The organism is Actinoplanes sp. NPDC049265, from assembly GCF_043197135.1.
GTDB lineage: Bacteria > Actinomycetota > Actinomycetes > Mycobacteriales > Micromonosporaceae > Actinoplanes.
This window is the reverse complement of record NZ_JBICSP010000024.1, coordinates 54,992-73,852: the sequence shown is the minus strand read 5'-3', so window position 1 is coordinate 73,852 and position 18,861 is coordinate 54,992. Positions and strand designations below refer to the sequence as shown.

Here is an 18,861-nt window from a genome sequence, read left to right as displayed (position 1 = left end):
CCGGCCGTCGTCGGGATGCTGCTAGTCGTCGCCTTGGAAGTAGCTGATCAGGCGGAGGACCTCCAGGTAGAGCCAGATCAGGCTGACCAGGATGCCGAACGAGGCGGTCCAGGCGTAGCGGGCCGGCAGGCCCATGCGGACGCCCTCTTCGACCTCGTTGAAGCTGAGGATGAAGCTGAGCGAGGCGACCACGATGCAGACGAGGCTGAAACCGATGCCGAGAAGGCCGTTGTCGCGCAGGCCGGTGTTCACGCCGAACAGCGAGAGCACGAAGTTGATCAGCATGACGGCGAAGAGGCCGCCCATGACGGCAATCAGGCCGCGGGCGAATTTCGGCGTCGCCCGGATCACACGGGCGCGGTAGAGCACGGCCATCAGGAAGAACACGCCGAAGGTGGCGAGCACCGCCTGCAGCACGATGCCGTGGTAGAAGCCTTCGTAGGCCTTGCTGACCAGGCCGACGAACGCGCCCTCGACGACCGCGTAGGCCACGACGAGGCCGGGGTTGGCGACCCGGGAGAACGAGATGATCAGGCCGAGCACCAGGCCCACCATCGCGGCGCCGATCCAGGCCGCGCGGAGGAAACCGTCGGGGATCAGGTTCCACGCCGCGGCGCCGGAGACGCCGACGATGCCGAGCAGGATGACGGTCTTGACGACGACGTCGTCGATGGTCATCGGCTGTACGGCCGGCGGGGCGGACGGGTAGCCGCCGTCGGCCGACGGGTACGGCTGACCGTAACCCGGCTGACCGGCGCCCGGGTAATAGCCGGCGGCCCGCTCCCGCTCGGCCGCCTGGCCGAGGCGCGAGAGCACCGGGTTGCTTGTCTTCACTGTGTCCAGCCTCCCTTGAGGTTGCGGCACGTCTGGTTGTGCCGTTCAAGAGTAGGCGCAAACGACCAGGTTCGCCGCGCCCGGAAGCTGTGAGCCCCCTGAGAGCGCCCAGGCCGCCGACCTGCGCAAACGGGGGGTGCTGTCCACAAGAGCCGGCGGCCCGCAACCAGTGCGGCGTCCGGGGCCGAGGCCAGGTGTGCGCGGCTCAGGCCGGTCAGAGAGGGAGACACTCCCAGCACGGGCGTCACGCCGGTCAACGGGGACCACAGTTCCCTGGGTGCCCGGGGCGGGGGTCGAACCCGCACGCCTGGTTAGGGCAGCCGCTTTTAAGGCGGCCGTGTCTGCCGTTCCACCACCCGGGCCGTCAAGAACTGGGCTAACCGTATCTGCTGGCCACCGCCGGGCGCCGTACGCCGGACGGCTAGTAAACCGTTGTCCTACCGGGTGCCCGCACCCACCGGCTCGGCGGGTCGATCGCTGGTCAGAGGGGGTGTGACGTGAGTGAACTCCTCGCGCGGCTCGTGCAGCTGGCCGAGTGAAATCGTCTCGCGGCGGAACACGAACGCGAGCGTCCAGTCGGCTACCACCCGGGCCTTGCGGTTGAACGACGGGATGCGGCTGACGTGATAGGTCCGGTGCATGAACCACGCGGGCAGACCGGTGAGTTTGATGCCGTAGACATGCGCCACGCCCTTGTGCAGGCCCAGGCTGGCGACGCTGCCGGCGTACTTGTGCTTGTAGGGCTTGGGCTCGCCGCCGAGCAGGACCAGGCGGATGTTGTCGGCCAGCACCTTGGCCTGGCGGACGGCGTGCTGCGCGCTGGGCGAGCAGTAGGCGCCCTCGGGCTTGGTCAGGTCGGGCACCTGGGCGCAGTCGCCGGCCGTCCAGGCGCCGTCGAGCACCCGGTCGCCGTCGACCACCTGCAGGGTGGGCCGGGCGGTGAGGTGGCCGCGGGGGCCGCGGGGCAGATCGGTGCGGTCGAGCATCGGCGACGGCTTGACGCCGGCCGTCCAGACCAGCGTCTCGGCCTTGAACCGGTCGCCGTCGCTGAGCACCACCCAGCCGTCCACGCAGGATTCCAGCCGGGTCTCCAGGCGCAGGTCGATGCCGCGCCGGTCGAGCTGACGGGCGGCGTACGCTCCCATCTTGGCCCCGACCTCGGGCAGGATCCGGTTGGTCGCCTCGACCAGAACGAAGCGGACTTCCTCTTGCCGGAGCTCGGGATAGGTCGGCAGGGCGTCGCGAACCACGTCCTCCATCTCGGCCAGCGCCTCGATGCCGGCGTAGCCACCGCCGACGAACACGAACGTCAGCGACGCCTTGCGCACTGCCGCATCCGGCGTCACGGCGGCCACGTCGAGCCGGTCGAGGATGTGATTGCGCAGGTAGATGGCCTCGCCGATGGTCTTGAAGCCGATGCCGCGCTCACGCAGGCCGGGCACCGGCAGGGTGCGGGACACCGAGCCGGGCGCGACGATGATGTGGTCGTAGGTCATCTCGGTCGGCGGGCCCTCGATCGGCTGCACGGTCACCGTCTTGCGGTCGTGCTCGATGCGGGTCACCTCGCCGGAGACGATGCGGCAACGCTTGAGCTCGCGGCGCAGCGGCACCACCGAGTGGCGCGGCGAGATGTTGCCCGCCGCCGCCTCGGGCAGGAACGGCTGGTAGGTCATGTGCGGCTGGGGGTCGATCACGACCACCTCGGCCCGCCGCGGGCTCACCCTCCGCGACAGCCGCAAGGCGGCGTAAAGGCCCACATGGCCGGCTCCGACGACAATCACACGCTGCGGTCTCACGTGGTCCATTGTCCGCACCCGACCCCTCGGACGCGTGCGGTTGTGACGCAGCACAACCCCAGGTGGGGGTGCTGAGGAACACACGTAAAAGGTTAGTTACCGGTACGTCGCAGCAACCTTGCCAACAGCAGGGCGGCGGCCGTCGCGGCGGCCAGCCCGACCACCGTCGCGAGCACGAAGGCGCTGCCGGCGAGCACGTCGGACAGACCGAGGGCGATCACGGTGAGTACGGCCGAGACGAGCACCACAGCCGCGGCCCGGACCAGCCAGCGGACCACCACGTCGAGGTTGACCACGCCGTCGAACGGCAGCACCGCGGCCAGCGCGGCCAGCGTGTGCCCGAGGTAGAGGAAGGCGCCGATGGCGATCACCCGCCACGCCTCCACACTGCCGTCGTACCAGCTGGTGCCGGCCACCCAGCCACCGGCCACGACCAGCACCGCGAAGGTCGGGCCGCGGCCGCGCGGCGCGAACGCCGGGTAGGCCGCGACCAGCAGCAGCGGCACCACGAACTGGCTCAGCACGATCTGCGCCGGCCAGGCCACCCCGACCGCCGCGGCGAACGACACCGCCACCCCGAACTTCACCAGCAGGGGTACGAGCGTCGCCCGGCTGATCGCGTTCTGCATGCGGTTGAGCCGGCCTGTCACCCCGTCCAACATCAGTGACCCCTCGGCGCCGAAGCCATCCGGGCCACGTCCCGCAGCACCAGGTCGAGGCTGCCGGCCCCGGCCCAGGACACCACCGGCACGCCGTGCTCCCGGAGTCGCCCCAGCACGTTGTCCCGCTCGATCCGCCACAGCCGGGTGCCCAGCGGCGTCCACTGGCTGCGCTGCGGCGGCGCCAGGCCGTCGGGCAGGGTGTCCACCGCCACCGTGTAGCGGCCGCTCTGAGTCAGCCGGGCCAGCATGTCGGCCGACCGCGGGTCGACCAGCGGGGTGAGCACCACGACGAGCGCGTCCGAGGACACGTGGTGGGTGCCGAAGGCGTGCTCGAAGGCGGCCTCGGCGTCGTCGTCGGCCTTCACGTCGAGCAGCCACTCCAGGACGGTGAGGTATTGCCGGCGGCCGGTGGCGGCGCGCAGCCGGCGGGCGTTGGCGCCGTACTCCAGCAGCGACACCCGGTCGCCGCGCTTGAGGTAGTGCTCGGCGATCGCCGCCGACGCGCGCACGGTCGTGTCCAGCACCGAGGCGCTGCCGTTGACCCCGCCCGACACGCCGGCTTCGCCGAGCACGTCGAGCAGCAGCAGGACCTCGGCGTCACGGTCCGAGAGGGTCGAGGCGACATGCAGATCACGGGTACGCAGGGAGACGCGCCAGTCGATTCGGCGGAGCCGGTCGCCGGGCATGAACGGGCGTACCCCGGCCAGCTCGCCGCCCTCCCCCGGCCGCCGCGACCGGTGCGGCCCGACCAGCCCGGCCGCCGCGGGCATGGCCTCGACCGCGGCGAACGGCTCGGTCACCGGATAGACCCGCACCGCCCGGGCCGGCGTCACCACCGGCCGGCAGGCGAGCAGCCCGGCGCAGGCGGCGACCCGCGCCGCCGCCGGGCCGACCTCGTGCCGGCCCCAGCGGCTGGCCTCGCCGGTCAGTTCGATCTCCATCCAGTCGCCGGCCGGCACGCTGACCGCGAACGGCCGGTCGGCCTGTTCCAGCTCCACCCACGGCGAGGTGCGGGTGCGCATCACGACCAGGTCGTAGTCGATGACGTCGGGGTTGGCCACGGTCACGCCGGCGGCCACCGCGCCGCCCTCGACCAGGTGCTCCTCACCGGCGGTGATGGTCACCTCGGGCGCCGACCGGGGCATCCGGCGCAACGCCATCGCCGCACCGATCGCGAATGGCGCCCCGAGCAGCACCAGGTCGATCCGGCCGAGCGCGACCCCGGCCACCAGCAGCAGGCCGGTGAGCAGCACGGAGCGGCCCAGCGCCCGGGTCGGCACCCAGGCCGGCCCGCTCAGCACCTCGTCGGCCGGCTCCACCGGGGGCGGAGCGGCCTGCCGCAGCCGGAACGCGTCAGTCATGCCGCGCGTACGTGGGCATCGCGCCGCTGGCCGGCGCCGGCACCGCGGCCAGCACCTCCTCGACCACGAAGAACGGGTCGACCTTGCGCAGCCACATCTCGGGCCGCAGCGTGATCCGGTGGGCCAGCGCCGGCCCGGCGACGTCCTTGACGTCCTCGGGCACCACGAAGTCCCGTCCGGCCATCGCCGCCCGGGCCCGGGCCAGCAGCAGCAGGGCCAGCGAGCCGCGCGGCGACGAGCCGACCAGGGCCGAGGGGTGTTCCCGGGTGGCCGCGGTCAGCGCCACGATGTACCGGCCGATCGAGTCCTCGACCACCACGTTCTCCAGGGCCGCCTGCATGGCCTGCAGCGTCTGCGCGTTCACGACCGGGGCGAGCTGGGATTCCTCCTGACGGCGGCCCATCCGCCGGCGCAGCACCTCCCACTCCTCCTCGGAGGTCGGGTAGCCGAACGACACCCGCAGCAGGAAGCGGTCGAGCTGGGCTTCGGGCAGCGGGTACGTGCCTTCGTATTCGATCGGGTTGGCCGTCGCCAGCACGTGGAACGGCGGGTCCAGCCGGTAGGTCACGCCCTCGACCGAGACCTGTTTCTCCTGCATGGCCTCGAGCAGGGCGGACTGGGTCTTGGGCGGCGTCCGGTTGATCTCGTCGGCCAGCAGCATGTTGGTGAAGACCGGGCCGGCCCGGAAGGCGAAGTCGCCCTTGCGCTGGTCGTACAGGAACGAGCCGGTGACGTCGGCGGGCAGCAGGTCGGGGGTGAACTGCAGGCGTCGGAAGTCCAGCCCGAGCGCCTGCGCGAAGGACCGCGCGGTCAGCGTCTTGCCCAGGCCGGGCATGTCCTCGAGCAGCACGTGCCCGCCGGCCAGGATGCCGGCCAGCACCAGCTCCAGGGCGTCCCGTTTGCCGACCATCACGGTGCCGACCTCGTCGAGCACCGCACCGGCCAGCCGCCCCACCTCGTACGGGGGAAGGCCCTGCGCCGCGTCCGCCACCGATTCACTCCTTCGCACAGTCACAACCGTTCCAGGGCATCGACATGGTTGGCCAGCTCCGCCCGCTTGGGCGGCCGCCGACCGGGGTCGGTGAGCAGCTGCCAGAGCGGCTCACCGATCAGTTCACGGGCGCGGCGCGGGTCGGACGCCCGGGTGATGCCGTGCCGCAGACGCAGGCGCTCGTCGGTCAGTTCGCCGAGCACCGGCAGCACGTTACGCGAGAATCGGTCGGCGTCCGACTGCGACCAGTCCAGCCGCAGCTCCCACCGGCGGACCGCGACCCGCAGCGAGTCCGAGCCGGCCCAGTGGTACTCGCCCGGCTCCTCGCCCCGGGTCCGCACGTCGGCGCGGGCGGCCGGGGGTGGCGCGACCGCCGACACGGCCAGCATGAGCAGCCGCAGCGCGACGAACGCGGCCACGATGATCAGCAGCGAGAAGCTGAGCCCGAAGTACCGGAGGGCGGCCACGGTGACCGTGCTGGCCACGGCGACCAGCAGCAGGTTGCGGACCACCCACCAGGCCCGCGACGGCGGCCGCTCGGCCACCGGCTCGGGCGCGGCCGGGGCGGCCGGCGCGTCGGCGTACTGGAACAGCGCGTCCAGCCCGCCGCTGGGTTCCTCGCCCCGGCTCATGACGCCGCCTGCGGTGCGCCGAGGTCGGCGCGGAGCCGTTCCAGCGCGAGGCGGGCCTGGGCGCGCATCTGGTCGTCGACCGTGTGCGTGGCGTAGCGGGCCTGCCGGTAGACCTCCAGCAGGGCGGCCAGTACGCCCGCGTCCACCTGCTGCTCGCGGAGCAGGCGGCCGACCAGGTCGGTGGGGCTGTCGCCGGCGTGCCGGGGGGTGCCGGCCGCGGCGGCGGCCTGTTCCAGGCGGACCCAGCAGGCGATCACCGCCCGGCGCGGGTCACGGTCGGCGTCGGAGAGTTCCTCGAGGCCGGCGTCGAGCGCGGCGACCAGGTCCTCGGCGGTGTTCGGGTCGGTGCGGTCGCGTTCCGGCATGGGCCGGCGGCCGCGGCGGCGGGCCTGGTCGCGCAGGATGGCCCAGACCACCAGGCCGATCAGCACGAGGGCGGCGACACCGAGCACGACCAGCGCGGCGGTGGTCAGCCAGGGTGGCAGGCCGGCGTCGGTCGGCGGTGGGGTGCCGGAGCCGTCGGCCGTCGGCGGCGGGGGCCGGAGCGGCTCGGTCGGCAGCAGCGGCGCCTCATCCTCGGCCTGTCCGGCCGGGCGGATGCGCTCCAGCTGCGGCAGCGACCGGGTGGCGGCTACCGAGGCGAGGAAGAGCAGGCCGATGACGGCGGCCAGCGGCCACCATCGACGAAGTCGGGCGAGGTCCATCGAGCACGAATCATGCCAGGCCCGCGACAGCTTTCGCACGGGCGAGCACCTCGTCGAGCATGACCGGGGTCAAGCGGCCGGTGAAGGTGTTCTGCTGCGACACGTGAAAGCAGCCCAGCAGGGTCGGTACGCCGGGCATCTCGACCTCGGCGCCGTGCCCGAACTTCGGCCGTGGAACGGGCGCTTTCACCCCGTACACCCGGGTCAGGACGGGCCACCACGCGGCCCAGGCGAAGGCACCCAGCGCGATGACCACCCGCAGGGTGGGTCGAATCAACGACAGCTCGCGGTGCAGCCACGGCGCGCAGGTGTCGCGTTCCGACGGCAGCGGCTTGTTGTCCGGTGGGGCACAGCGGACCGGCGCGAACAGGCGGGTGTGCGCGACCGTCAGGCCGTCGTCGGCGGCGACGCTGAGCGGCTGGTTGGCCAGGCCGGCCCGGTGCAGGGCGGCGAAGAGCACGTCGCCGCTGCGGTCGCCGGTGAAGAGCCGCCCGGTCCGGTTGCCGCCGTGCGCGGCCGGAGCCAGCCCGAGAACGCCGATGGACGCGTCGGCCGGGCCGAACCCGGGCACCGGCCGGCCCCAGTACTCCTGGTCGCGAAAGGCGGCCCGCCGTTCCCGGGCGATTTTCTCGCGCCAGGCGACCAACCGGTCACAGGCGAAGCAGTCGGACACCTCGGCGTCCAGGCGGGCCAGGTCGGGCGCCGCCGCCGCGTGCGCCACAACCTCTTCGGGGGTACGAGCGGTCACCTGCTGGGCGTCGGGACCGGCGCCTTGCCGGTCATCCGGAACGGGGCGTTCTTCGCGCAGTACGGGTAGACGTTCTCCTGCACGTTCTCGACATAGTTGCCCTGCTCGTCGACGCAGTTCGGGCTGCCCAGCCGGATCGGCTGACCGTCCTGGTCGAGCAGGCGGGCGCCCTCGACCAGGTTGCCCTCGCGGTCGTAGACGAAGACGTCCCGCACGTTGCCGTACGGGTCGGAGTAGCCCGCGTTCATGTACGGGTCGTAGCGGTTGGTCTGGTCGATGTCGGCGAACCCGACCAGCCCGATCAGCACCAGCACGCCGGTCGCCACGGTGTGCACCAGGCGGACCGGCCGCTTCATCGTGAACCGGCGGCGCCCGAACCAGATCGAGACGACCACGCAGGCACCGAGCAGGCCGAGGGCAACCAGGTCGCTGCCGCCGACCCGGGGCAGCAGACCGATCTGGCTGCCGTCGCCGAGCGCGCTGGCCAGCACCATGGCGAACAGGTAGCCGCGCAGCACCCACCACGCCGGCCGCAGCTGGATCAGGAAGTCACTGGCCCGGGGCTTGCCGAACAGCGGGCCGGAGCTGGTGTCGAGCTCGCGCAGCCGGGAGCCGAGCGAGGCACGGGCCCGGCGCAGCGGGCCGAGGCGGCGCGGCGCCGGTGGCGGGTCGGGGAAGCCGCCGCCCACATAGCCGGCGCTGGCCAGCAACTCGGCGGCGTAGACGGCGGGCGGCCCGAGGCGCTCGGCCAGCGTGCCGATGTCGTCGGCCACCACCTCGGCCAGGTGCTCGGGGAGATCCTCGAGCAGGCCCTCGCGGACCTCCTCGGGCAAGCCGGCGAGCGCGGTGCTGACCGCCTCGACGTAGGCCGTGATCTCGTCGGTGTCGGTTGCGTTCACGCCGTCCCCCGCTCGCCAAGAAGGTCGTCCATGGTTCCTCTGAACTCGTGCCAGATCTTGCCGGAGCGCTGCAACTCGGCCCGGCCGGCGGCGTTCAGCCCGTAGTACTTGCGGTGCGGGCCTTCGTCGCTGGGCACCACGTACGCGTTCAGCAGCCCGGAGTTGAAGAGGCGCCGCAGGGTGCCGTAGACGGAGGCGTCGCCGACCTCCTCCAGCCCGGCCACCCGGAGCCGGCGGAGGATGTCGTAGCCGTACCCGTCCTCGTCACGCAGCACCGCCAGGACGGCCAGATCGAGCACGCCCTTGAGCAGCTGCGTCGCATCCACGCACCGCACACTACTGTGCAGTGCGAAGTACCGCAACCGCGGTGGTGGCCCCGGGCGGCATCTCGGGCTCCGATACCGCTCAGGGCTACCACCGTGGGTTGGGACGGCTAGACGCTGACCAGGCCGTAGGCGATGCCGTCGAGAATGTCGTGCTCGCTGGCCACCACGTGATGCTGCTCGGCCCGCTCCATGACGATGCGCAGGATCAGAGCGCCCGCCCCGATCACATCGGCCCGGCCCGGATGCATGACCGGCCAGGACCGGCGCTCGGCCACGGTCGCGGCCAGCACGTCGGCGCTGACCTTGGCGACCTGGTCGTACGACACCGTCGCGTGGTGGATGCGGCTGGGGTCGTACCCCGGCAGCTCCAAAGCCAGCGCTGCCACCGTCGTGACCGAACCGGCCAACCCGACCAGCGTGTGCGCGAGCCGGCCGGGCACGGCCGCGAGCGCGCGATCCACCTGCGCCGTGATGTCCTTCTCGGCCGCCGCGACCTGCGCGGCCGTCGGCGGGTCGGAGAAACCGTGCCGCTCGGTCATCCGCACACAGCCGATGTCCACCGAGATCGCCGCCTCGACCGCGGCCAGCCCGGTGACGAACTCGGTCGACCCGCCGCCGATGTCCACCACCAGGAAGGGCGGCTGCTCGGCGAGCCCGTTGACCGCCCCGGTGAACGACAGCGCCGCCTCCTCGGCCCCGGTGATCACCTCAGGGCCGACGCCCAGCACCGACCGCACCATCTCGCGGAACTCCTGCGCGTTCGACGCGTCCCGCGAGGCCGAGGTGGCGACCATCCGCACCCGCTCGATGCCCAGCTCGGCGATCTCGGCGGCATAACCGAGAAGCGCCTGCCGGGTACGTTCGATCGCCGCGCCCGCCAGCCGGCCGGTGCGGTCCACGCCCTCGCCCAGCCGCACGATCTCCATCCGGCGGGACACGTCGGTCAGCCGTTCACCGTCCACGTCGGCGATCAGCAGGCGGATCGAGTTGGTGCCACAGTCGATGGCCGCGACTCTCATAGGTGCAACAGCATTCTCGTGTTTCCCAACGTGTTCGGCTTGACCCGTTCCAGGTCCAGGAACTCCGCGACACCCTCGTCGTAGGAGCGCAACAGTTGCTCGTACACCGCGTGCGGCACCGGAGCGCCGTCGATCTCGGTGAACCCGAACGAGCCGAAGAACCGGGTCTCGAAGGTCAGGCAGAAGACCCGGGCCACACCCACCTCGCGGGCCACCCCGAGCAGCTCGCTGACGATCCGGTGGCCGATCTTCTGCCCGCGGTGGGCCGGATCGACCGCGACCGTACGGATCTCGGCCAGGTCCTCCCACATCACGTGCAGCGCGCCGCACCCGACCACCCGCTCGCCGGCGCCGACCGCGACCCAGAACTCCTGCACGCTCTCGTACAGGGTGACCGTGGCCTTGCTGAGCAGCCGCCGGTCGGTCGTGTAGGTGTCCACGAGATCGCGGATCGCCCGCACGTCACCAGTCCGCGCCCGCCGTACCTGGATCATCGGCACTTGCCCTCGGACCAGTACTCCCCGATCGCGTCGCGCACCTCGTCGCCGAACGGGTTCACCCCGGGCCCGGCGGCCAGCGCGTGCGCCAGGTGGACGTGCAGGCACTTCACCCGGCCGGGCATACCGCCGGCCGAGACCCGGGCGATCTCCGGCACATCCTCGATCTCGGTACGCCGGGCCAGATAGTCCTCGTGCGCCCGGGCGTAACGGGCGGCCAGCTCCGGATCGGTCGAGAGCCGCTCCTGCATGTCGCGCATCACCCCGGCCGACTCGAGCCGGCTGCACGCGGCCGTCGCATGGGGACAGGTCAGGTAATACAGGGTCGGGAACGGGGTGCCGTCGGGCAGCCGCGGCGACGTCTCGACCACGTCCGGGTTGCCGCACGGGCAGCGGTGCGCGATCGCGCGGGTGGCACGGGGGCGGCGACCGAGCTGGGACTCGACTACGTCCAGGTCGGCCGGCTGGGGGGATTCCATCTAGTTCCGGGGCTCCGAATCGGCTGCTTGCACACTGGACCACAGGGTGTCGTACCAGCGGTCGGCCGCGGGGGCGGCGGGTGCGTGGCCGGCGTCGCGGGCGGCACCGGCCGGATCGTTGAGCACGATCAGCGGCGTCTCACCGGGTCGTACGTAGTAGAAACGCTCGCGCGCCTGCGCGACCACGTACTCCTCGTCCGACCAGAGCGCGACCTCGTCCGCCTTCTCTGCGATCAGCCGGCGCTGGATGTCCTGCGCCTGCTTCATCTTGGCGATCTGCGACTCCTGGGCGAGATAGACCCGGAGCGGGTACGTGTAGGCCAGGACCAGCGCCACCAGCACCGCGATCACGACCGTGGCCCGGCCGGTGATCGCCCGGGGCCGCGGCGCGACGGTCCGCTTGGTCGCGCCCTTCTGCGCGGCGGTGCGTTTCGCGGCGACCGGACGGGCCTGCCGAGCCACTCGTGGTTCCACCCGGGTCGACGACGTGTCGCGCACGCGAACACGCTGCGTAGGGCGGGAGGTGCGCCCGGGACGGCGCGCCGGGCCCTGGCCGCTCGGCGTGCGGCGCTGCGTCATCCCTGCCCTCCCCCGGTACCACCGCGGTCATGGAGCTGCGGCACCTGCCACGCCGAACCTACGTCCGCGCGCGTCGATGCCACAACTCCATGATCCGACGTTGTGGGACTACGCGGTGCGGTAACGCGGGAACGCGCCCGCTCCGGCGTACCGGGCCGCGTCGCCCAGCTGCTCCTCGATGCGCAGGAGCTGGTTGTACTTGGCCACCCGGTCGGACCGGGCCGGCGCGCCGGTCTTGATCTGGCCGGAGCCGACCGCGACGGCCAGGTCGGCGATGGTGACGTCCTCGGTCTCACCGGACCGGTGGCTCATCATCGTCTTGAACCCGTTGCGGTGGGCCAGGTCGACGGCGTCGATCGTCTCGGTCAGCGAGCCGATCTGGTTGACCTTGACCAGCACGGCGTTGGCGGCGGACTCGGCGATGCCGCGACCGATCCGGGTCGGGTTGGTCACGAACAGGTCGTCGCCGACGATCTGGATCTTGCCGCCGAGCTGCGCGGTCATCGCGCTCCAGCCGGCCCAGTCCTCCTCGGACAGCGGGTCCTCGATGGAGACGATCGGGTACGTCTCGGCCAGCTTGGCGTAGTAGTTGACCATCTCCTCGGACGACTTCGGGGTGCCCTCGAAGACGTACGAGCCGTCGGAGTAGAACTCGGTCGCCGCGACATCCATGGCCAGCACGATGTCGGTGCCCAGGGCGAAGCCGGCGGCCTGCACGGCCTCGGCGATCAGGTCCAGTGCGGCCGCGTTGGTCGGCAGGTTGGGCGCGAAGCCACCCTCGTCGCCCAGGCCGGTGGACAGACCCTTCTTCTTGAGTACGGACTTGAGCGCGTGGTAGACCTCGGCGCCGGTCCGGAGCGCCTCGGAGAACGTGGGCGCACCGATCGGCGCGATCATGAACTCCTGCACGTCGACGTTCGAGTCCGCGTGGGCGCCGCCGTTGAGGATGTTCATCATCGGGACCGGCAGCAGGTGCGCGTTGGGGCCGCCCAGGTAGCGGTAAAGCGGCAGCTCGGCCGAGATCGCGGCCGCCTTGGCCACGGCCAGCGACACGCCGAGGATCGCGTTGGCGCCCAGCTCGGACTTGTCCGCGGTGCCGTCCAGCTCGAGCATCTTGGCGTCGATCAGGCGCTGCTCGTCGGCCTCGTAGCCGAGCAGCTGCTCGGCGATCCGCTCCTCGACGTTCTCGACCGCCTTGATGACGCCCTTGCCGAGGTAACGGTCCTTGTCGCCGTCGCGCAGCTCGATCGCCTCGAACGCACCGGTGGACGCGCCGGACGGGACCGCGGCGCGGCCGACCGAGCCGTCGTCCAGCCCGACCTCGACCTCGACGGTGGGGTTGCCTCGCGAGTCGAGGATCTCCCGGGCGACGATCACTTCGATGGTGGCCATCAGTCGTGTGGCTCCTTGTGCTCGTACGGATGCCTTTGCAGCGCTCCCGGGGCCCTACGTCGCGTCGCCGGGGCTTCATGGCTTCTTCGTCACCGAAAGGGTATCGAGCCTCGGGCAACGCCACGCCAGCGCCTCATCCTCATCCCGTTTGTCCGGGATTATTTGTCTCAGGTTCCGGGACGAGGAACCGATCACGGACGTCATGAGCGAACAGGTGCTTCCCGAGCCCGGCGGCGTCGTCGAGCTCAGCGCGGCGTACTGCGATCCCGTACCCGGCGTGCGCGTCGTCGCCACCGATGCCGGCTCGCTCACGCTGTCGCTCGCCCTCGCGGCGGTCCCCCCCGACGGCTCCAACGTCACCCTCCGGTGGCCGGCCGGCATCCGCGGCCGCTACGCGCTGTCCGCGCACGTCGAGGGCATCGACGAGAACCGCATCCGGGTCCGCCCGATCGGCCGGGCGGAGATCCAGCAGCAGCGGAATTTCGTCCGGGGCGGTGGGGGTGAGCAGGTCATGCTCCGCCGCCCCGGGCTGCCCGACGTGTACGGCTGGGTCCGCGACCTCAGCGAGCAGGGCATGCGCGCCCACTTCGAGGACGTGATCCTGGCCGAGCAGGAGGACATCCGGCTGCGCGTCCAGCTCGAGGACGAGGTCGTCGACATGGCCGCGACCACCGGCAAGCTCGCGTCGCTGCGCCAGACCGTGCCGGTCCGCGGGCCGATGTCGGTCGAGGTGGTGGCCCAGCTCCAGCCGGACGAGCACCAGGCCCAGCTGATCCGCCGGTACATCATGCGGCAGCAGATGCTGACCCGGGCGCGTTCCGCTGGTTAGGTTCTCGTTTGCGCGGCACTGACCGATCGGCTTAGGTGTTGCACGTGCCCGCCGCCCGCCGTGTCGCCCTCGCCGGCCTCCTCCTGCTCGCCGGCTGCGGCGACCTCCCGGCCGCGTCGGCGCAGGGCATCGCCGGCAACGACCTGGTCGCCGAGATGGTCACCCAGCTCGATGCCTCGGCCACACTGACCTACACGGCCGGCTACCACCTGGCCGGCGGCGCCACAGCCACGGTGACCCAGGCGCAAAAACCATTGCGGCAGGGGTACGACTACCCGGGCGGCCGCCTCGTGCAGACCACCGCCTCGGTCACCGACTGCCGGGCCAAGGCCTGCACCCTCACCGGCCCGCCGCCGGCCGGCGCCCTGCCGCCCGCCCTCGACGCGGTCCGCGCCGCCGGTCTGGTCCCCACGCCCGTGGTCCGGCAGCTGCTCAACGCGGCCGCCCTCGACCAGGCCGTGACCGTGGCCTCCCGGGACACCACGATCGCCGGGCACCACGCCACCTGCCTCGACCTGACCGGCGTCGACAACGCCCCCGCACGCGACTTCAGCACCTGCGTCACCAACGACGGCGTCCTGGGCAGCTTCCGCGGCACGGTCTCGGGCACCGCGATCGACATGACCATGACCGAGTACGACCCGTCCGCCTCCTACTCGGCCTTCACCCCGCCCCCCGGCGCCACCGTCACCTAGCACCACCGCCCCACCACCAGTGGTAGCCCCGCCCGCCACCCGAGGCGAACACCGCCCCGACCTACCACCCCAACCAACGGTGGTAGCTGAGCGCGCCATCCGGGCGGAAACACCGCGCTGAGCTACCACTGCGCACGCCGGAACCGGCGGCTGGGAGCGCGGGCCGGCAGCCTGGCCGCCTGGCGAACCTGGCGAGGCCCCACGCCCAGCGCACGCCGCACGGCCAACAACCCCGAGCAGGGTGGAACTCGACGGGTTACACGCCGAGGAGGGTGCGGAGGTGGCGCGGCGGCGGGGAGCCGTGGGCGAGCATCGCGTCGTGCCACGCCTTCGGGGTCGCGCCGAACGGGCGGGCGGCCGCGATCGCCGCGATCTCGGCGTACCCGACGAAGTAGGTCGAAAGCTGCGTCGAGGTGAGCAGCGCGCGCCGCCACTTGCCGGCCGCCTCCCCCGCCTCCTGGAAACCGGCGCCGGTCAGCATCGCCATCGCCTCCTCCTCGGGCAGGTCCTCGCAGTGCACCAGCTGGTCGAGGACCGCGTTGAGGCTGGTGCGCAGCTGCATCTTCAGCTGCTGCAGACGGACCGGAAGGCCACCGAAGCCGAGGCCGGCCATCAGTTCCTCGGCGTACACGGCCCAGCCTTCGACGAACGGCCCGGACCCGCCGATCGCCCGGGCCCTGGTCCGGCCGCGGAACCGCCGCGCGTGCGCGATCTGCAGGAAGTGCCCGGGCATGGCCTCGTGCACGGTCAGGTTGCGGACCATGTGGTCGTTGTACTCGCGGTAGAGCGACTCGGCCCGCTCGGCCGGCCATTCGCTCGGCGCCGGCGCGATGCAGTAGAAGGTGGGCATCTCGACCGGTTCGAACGCGCCCGGCGAGTCGCAGTAGGCGACGGCCACTCCGCGGGCGAATTCTGGCATCTCCTCGATGATCAGCGGGTCGTCGAGGAGGGTCAGCAGGTCGTGGTCGCGCACGAAGGCGGTCGCCTCGTCGACGCTGAGCCGGGCCAGGCCGACGATCGTGTCGCCGTCGGGATGCTGGGCGGCGAGCTGGTCGAGCGCTTTCCGTACGGTGTCGTCGGTGGCCGGCTCGTCGAGCAGGGCGGCGGCCACCTCGCGCAGTTCGGCACCCGTGTCGGCCAGGTTGCGCCGGGCCAGGGCGAGCACCTCGGCCGCGGGCAGCTCGGTGTCGAGTGTGTGCCACAGCCGCGCCTCCCACAGCCGCCGGCCCAGGCGCGGGTCGCGGCCGGGTACGTCGAGCCGGGTCCGCAACCAGTCCCCGAACTCGTGCAGCGCGGTCACCGCGGCCGCGGCGGCGGGCTCGACCACGCCGCGCAGCCCGGGTTCCTCGGCCAGCAGCGCGGGCACCTCGTCCTGGATCAGCCGGGCCACGCCGGCGAACTGGCCGACCGCCGTCTCGGCGTGCACCCTCGGGATGTCCCGCAGCACCGCCCGGGCGGTGGCCAGGGAGTCCGGTATCGCCGCGAGGCGGCCGCCGAGGCTGGTGAGCCGTTCGTCGAGGGGCGCGAACGGCCGGGCGATGAGCGCGTGCAGCAGCCCGCCGGGATTGTGCGGCAGCGGGTTCCACTCGTGCTCGCGTACGTCGGTCAGCTCGAACAGCGCCCGCTCGACCCGGGCCGACAGGATCGCGTGGTCGACCTGCTCCTCGGCGCCGAACGCGTCGGGGTCGATGCCGGCCAGCGCGTCGGCCGCTTCTTTGAGCATGGTGACCCGCTCGCTCACGGCGCCGGCCGACAGGTCGGGCAGCCGATCGTCGAACCGATGGTCACCCACGTACGAGGCCAGCCGCGGGTCGCTTTCCAGCAGCGCGTCCACGATCCGCTCGGCGGTGTCCACGAAGTCCGGCATGCCAGCAACCTACCCGGCGACCTTCCGACGTCTCACTTTGAGTGACTCACCGCCGCCCCCTGCGCCTCATCACCATCGGGGGGCAGGAGGTGGCGAGCCGTGAAGCTGCGTTGGGTGACGATGGTCGTGCTGCTGGTGGCTCTGCTGGCGGCCGTGCAGACCGTGAACTGGGCCTGACGGTCTTTTTGCGACATCATGTCGCATGCGTTACGACGATCCGTTGCGAGATCCAATGGGGCGGTCGCGCTGGGCGTCCCATTTCCGGCCGGGGCTGCCCGCGGGCGCTCCCAGCGCCTTGGTCATGAGGTCGAGCAGCCGGCGCCGCTCGGCGACGGTCAGCCGGGCGACCGGCATCCGCGTCGTCGCCACATCGACCAGCCGGCGCCGCGCCTCGACGCCCGGCTCGGTGAGGTGCAACGCCTTGGTGCGCCGGTCGCCGGGCACGGGCGCCCGGGTCAGGTAGCCCAGCTGCTCCATCCGGTCGGCGAGGAACGTCACGGTCGACGGATCGCAGGACAACATGCCCGCCATCTGCCGCATCGACGGCGGCGGGGCGGCCGGCTCCAACCGCCACAGCATGTCGGCCAGGGCGGGGGTCAGCCCCAGGTCGGCCAGCGTGCCCTGGATCCCGGCGTTGATCGCGTCGTCCATGGCGTGCAACTGCTGCAGCAGCTGGTAGGTCAGCGCCTCGTCGTCCATCCGGTCACAATACCCGGATTATCCAACCCTTGACATATCCAAGTTTCGCGGCAACGCGCGCCGGGAACCCGCCGCCGGCAAGGCCACCCAGGTGCTCGGCCGGCGGCCACGGCCCACGACCAGACGATCGTCGACACCGCCCGCAGCCTCCTCGCGCTGGGCGCGCGTCAGGAGCCGGACTCGGCCGCCCGGACCCGGTCGGCGTAGGCCAGGGTGGCCTGGCGCAGCGCCTGTTCGGGGTCCTCGCCGGCCGCCCGGGCTTCGGCCACCCGGCGCAGCAGCTCGGCGCCGAGTGAGTCGTCCGGTGGCAGCGGCACGGACAGGCCGGCGCGGTCGGTGCGCTGCAGGATCTTGGCCGCCAGGGCCAGGGCCGGCTGGGACAGGGCCACGCCGTCCAGCGCCGAGTCGCGGGCCTTCTCCTGCTTCTTGATCCGCTCCCAGTTGTCGATGATCGCCTCGACCGAGTCGACCTGCTCGCCGGCGAAGACATGCGGGTTGCGGCGGACCATCTTGTCGACCAGGGCACCGGCCACGTCGTCGACGTTCCAGGCCTCGTCCGGGGGCAGGTTCTGAGCCAGACGGGCGTGCAGTACGACCTGCAGCAGGACGTCGCCCAGTTCCTCGCGCAGGGCGTCGAGATCGTTGCCGGCGATCGCGTCGTAGGCCTCATAGGCCTCCTCGAGCAGGTACTGCGCCAGGCTCTGATGCGTCTGCTGCAGTTTCCACGGGTCGCCGCCGGGCGAGGCCAGGCGGTCCATCACGGCCACGGCGTCGAGCAGGCGGGCGCCGGGCGGGTCCCAGGAGCCGTACATCAGCTCCATCTCGGCCAGCTGAGGCTCGCGGGCCAGCCGCAGGCCCAGCTGCCGGGCGAAGTCCTGGTCGCCGGCCGGCCCGGCCAGCCACACCACTGTCTCGTGGGCCGCCAGCTCACCGACCAGAGCCTCGGCATCCGGGCCGAGCACGGTCACGGGCACGCCGGCCGCTTCCCACCCGGAGGCCGGGGCGGCCGCATAGACCGGGTGGGCCCGGACGAGATCCCAGGCCGCGGCGGTCAGCAGGCCGACCGGCAGCCGGGGCGAGGTGACCAGCAGGACGATGCGGGCAGGCATCAGGCCGCGTCGAGCACCGTGGCGTCGCCCTCGTCGGCCAGCGGGATCGACACCAGGTCGAGCGGCTTGTTGTCCGGCCCGTTCTCGGTGTAGATCGGCACCTGGCCGTCGGCGAACCGCGGATTGACCCGCAGGTCGAGCTTGTCCGCCTCGGTCCGCACGTCGTTCCGGACGTTGAGCGCGCGGCCCAGCGTCTGCAGCGCCTCGGGCGACACGCTGCCCTTGAACTCCTGATAGGTCAGGCCGGGCTTCATCGCCCCGGTGGCCGCGAAGACGTCGAAGACGTGCTTGACGTCGGCGTCGGGCGGGGTGCCGGGCTGCGCGGCCTGGAGCAGCTGGTTGAGCAGCAGGCGGCTCTCGCCGTAGAGGCGGACGTACTCGGTGTCGGCCGGCAGTCCCAGGCTCTGGCCGACCTCTTGCACCGGCACCGGGCCCGAGAGCCGCACGTTCTTGGCCGTCGCGACCCGGGTGACCAGCTCGTGGGTGACCATCACGCCGAGCACGTCGGGCAGGCCGACCGGCACCGGCGCGGGCGCGGCCGACGAACCCTGACCGGCCGGCTGCGCGGACAGCTTGCCGGCCATGTCGTCGTAGAGCCGCTGCACGGCCGCCACCGAGATGGTCTGGTCGCCGAGATAGGCGGCCACGTCGGGCTGCGACCGGCAGGCGGCCAGCCCGCCGACGGTCAGGGCGGCGGCGACGGCGACGGACGCGAGACGGCGGGCACGCTGCATGCCGATGAC

At 72.2% G+C, this 18,861-nt stretch carries 21 protein-coding genes and 1 tRNA gene; 2 read left to right on the top strand and 20 right to left on the bottom strand.

Going from position 1 to position 18,861, the window contains the following annotated elements; genetic code table 11:
• Positions 1 to 21: 21 nt before the first annotated feature.
• From ACGFIO_RS38120 to eno, 16 genes are all read right to left on the bottom strand, one after another.
• On the bottom strand, positions 22 to 834 hold the full coding sequence (locus tag ACGFIO_RS38120; RefSeq protein WP_392834562.1) for a Bax inhibitor-1/YccA family protein: 813 nt from the start codon (positions 832 to 834) through the stop codon (positions 22 to 24).
• Between the two features lie 278 nt (positions 835 to 1,112).
• Positions 1,113 to 1,196, bottom strand: a tRNA-Leu gene (locus ACGFIO_RS38115).
• Positions 1,197 to 1,271: 75 nt separating this feature from the next.
• Positions 1,272 to 2,639 carry an NAD(P)/FAD-dependent oxidoreductase gene (locus ACGFIO_RS38110; protein WP_392834560.1) on the bottom strand — a complete coding sequence of 456 codons (1,368 nt, stop codon included), beginning with the start codon at positions 2,637 to 2,639 and terminating at the stop codon, positions 1,272 to 1,274.
• An 83-nt stretch (positions 2,640 to 2,722) separates the two neighbouring features.
• Positions 2,723 to 3,292: a hypothetical protein gene (locus ACGFIO_RS38105; protein WP_392834558.1), complete on the bottom strand. Its 570-nt coding sequence runs from the start codon at positions 3,290 to 3,292 to the stop codon at positions 2,723 to 2,725.
• Entirely contained in the window at positions 3,292 to 4,653 is a 1,362-nt protein-coding gene (locus ACGFIO_RS38100; RefSeq protein ID WP_392834556.1) for a DUF58 domain-containing protein, read from the bottom strand. Before ACGFIO_RS38100 ends, ACGFIO_RS38105 begins: the two co-directional genes overlap by 1 nt.
• Positions 4,646 to 5,644, bottom strand: a complete 999-nt coding sequence (locus ACGFIO_RS38095) for an AAA family ATPase (RefSeq protein ID WP_392834554.1) — start codon at positions 5,642 to 5,644, stop codon at positions 4,646 to 4,648. Before ACGFIO_RS38095 ends, ACGFIO_RS38100 begins: the two co-directional genes overlap by 8 nt.
• A gap of 20 nt (positions 5,645 to 5,664) precedes the next feature.
• Positions 5,665 to 6,276, bottom strand: a complete 612-nt coding sequence (locus ACGFIO_RS38090; protein ID WP_392834551.1) for a hypothetical protein — start codon at positions 6,274 to 6,276, stop codon at positions 5,665 to 5,667.
• Positions 6,273 to 6,980 carry a DUF4129 domain-containing protein gene (locus tag ACGFIO_RS38085; RefSeq protein ID WP_392834679.1) on the bottom strand — a complete coding sequence of 236 codons (708 nt, stop codon included), beginning with the start codon at positions 6,978 to 6,980 and terminating at the stop codon, positions 6,273 to 6,275. The genes ACGFIO_RS38090 and ACGFIO_RS38085 overlap by 4 nt, the downstream gene beginning before the upstream one ends.
• Before the next feature lie 10 nt (positions 6,981 to 6,990).
• Complete coding sequence (locus ACGFIO_RS38080; protein ID WP_392834549.1) at positions 6,991 to 7,728, bottom strand: uracil-DNA glycosylase; 738 nt, start codon at positions 7,726 to 7,728, stop codon at positions 6,991 to 6,993.
• On the bottom strand, positions 7,725 to 8,627 hold the full coding sequence (locus tag ACGFIO_RS38075; protein ID WP_392834546.1) for an HAAS signaling domain-containing protein: 903 nt from the start codon (positions 8,625 to 8,627) through the stop codon (positions 7,725 to 7,727). Before ACGFIO_RS38075 ends, ACGFIO_RS38080 begins: the two co-directional genes overlap by 4 nt.
• The gene (locus ACGFIO_RS38070; RefSeq protein WP_392834543.1) at positions 8,624 to 8,953 is read right to left on the bottom strand and encodes a PadR family transcriptional regulator; all 330 of its coding nucleotides are present in this window, start codon (positions 8,951 to 8,953) and stop codon (positions 8,624 to 8,626) included. The genes ACGFIO_RS38075 and ACGFIO_RS38070 overlap by 4 nt, the downstream gene beginning before the upstream one ends.
• 107 nt (positions 8,954 to 9,060) lie before the next feature.
• Positions 9,061 to 9,972, bottom strand: coding sequence for an exopolyphosphatase (locus ACGFIO_RS38065; RefSeq protein WP_392834540.1), 912 nt, complete (start codon positions 9,970 to 9,972; stop codon positions 9,061 to 9,063).
• The gene (locus ACGFIO_RS38060; RefSeq protein ID WP_392834537.1) at positions 9,969 to 10,466 is read right to left on the bottom strand and encodes an amino-acid N-acetyltransferase; all 498 of its coding nucleotides are present in this window, start codon (positions 10,464 to 10,466) and stop codon (positions 9,969 to 9,971) included. The genes ACGFIO_RS38065 and ACGFIO_RS38060 overlap by 4 nt, the downstream gene beginning before the upstream one ends.
• Positions 10,463 to 10,948 (bottom strand): DUF501 domain-containing protein, encoded by a 486-nt coding sequence (locus ACGFIO_RS38055; protein ID WP_392834535.1) that lies wholly within the window; start codon positions 10,946 to 10,948, stop codon positions 10,463 to 10,465. The genes ACGFIO_RS38060 and ACGFIO_RS38055 overlap by 4 nt, the downstream gene beginning before the upstream one ends.
• On the bottom strand, positions 10,949 to 11,527 hold the full coding sequence (locus tag ACGFIO_RS38050) for a septum formation initiator family protein (protein ID WP_392834532.1): 579 nt from the start codon (positions 11,525 to 11,527) through the stop codon (positions 10,949 to 10,951).
• 108 nt (positions 11,528 to 11,635) lie between these two features.
• The gene (gene eno, locus ACGFIO_RS38045) at positions 11,636 to 12,919 is read right to left on the bottom strand and encodes a phosphopyruvate hydratase (protein ID WP_392834530.1); all 1,284 of its coding nucleotides are present in this window, start codon (positions 12,917 to 12,919) and stop codon (positions 11,636 to 11,638) included.
• Positions 12,920 to 13,121: 202 nt separating this feature from the next.
• Here eno and ACGFIO_RS38040 point away from each other — a divergent pair, with 202 nt between their 5' ends.
• Positions 13,122 to 13,748 carry a hypothetical protein gene (locus ACGFIO_RS38040; RefSeq protein ID WP_392834527.1) on the top strand — a complete coding sequence of 209 codons (627 nt, stop codon included), beginning with the start codon at positions 13,122 to 13,124 and terminating at the stop codon, positions 13,746 to 13,748.
• Between the two features lie 44 nt (positions 13,749 to 13,792).
• On the top strand, positions 13,793 to 14,443 hold the full coding sequence (locus tag ACGFIO_RS38035) for a hypothetical protein (protein ID WP_392834525.1): 651 nt from the start codon (positions 13,793 to 13,795) through the stop codon (positions 14,441 to 14,443).
• A gap of 256 nt (positions 14,444 to 14,699) precedes the next feature.
• On the opposite strand, the gene ACGFIO_RS38030 is transcribed toward ACGFIO_RS38035, so the two are convergent.
• The 4 genes from ACGFIO_RS38030 to ACGFIO_RS38015 all read right to left on the bottom strand — a co-directional run bounded on the left by ACGFIO_RS38030 (position 14,700) and on the right by ACGFIO_RS38015 (position 18,852).
• A complete protein-coding gene (locus tag ACGFIO_RS38030; RefSeq protein WP_392834523.1) occupies positions 14,700 to 16,310 on the bottom strand; it encodes a DUF885 domain-containing protein in 1,611 nt (536 codons plus the stop codon).
• A gap of 207 nt (positions 16,311 to 16,517) precedes the next feature.
• On the bottom strand, positions 16,518 to 17,009 hold the full coding sequence (locus tag ACGFIO_RS38025) for a MarR family winged helix-turn-helix transcriptional regulator (RefSeq protein WP_392834520.1): 492 nt from the start codon (positions 17,007 to 17,009) through the stop codon (positions 16,518 to 16,520).
• Between the two features lie 167 nt (positions 17,010 to 17,176).
• The gene (locus tag ACGFIO_RS38020) at positions 17,177 to 18,118 is read right to left on the bottom strand and encodes a MazG family protein (protein WP_392834518.1); all 942 of its coding nucleotides are present in this window, start codon (positions 18,116 to 18,118) and stop codon (positions 17,177 to 17,179) included.
• Positions 18,118 to 18,852, bottom strand: coding sequence for a hypothetical protein (locus ACGFIO_RS38015; RefSeq protein ID WP_392834515.1), 735 nt, complete (start codon positions 18,850 to 18,852; stop codon positions 18,118 to 18,120). The genes ACGFIO_RS38020 and ACGFIO_RS38015 overlap by 1 nt, the downstream gene beginning before the upstream one ends.
• Positions 18,853 to 18,861 lie beyond the last annotated feature (9 nt).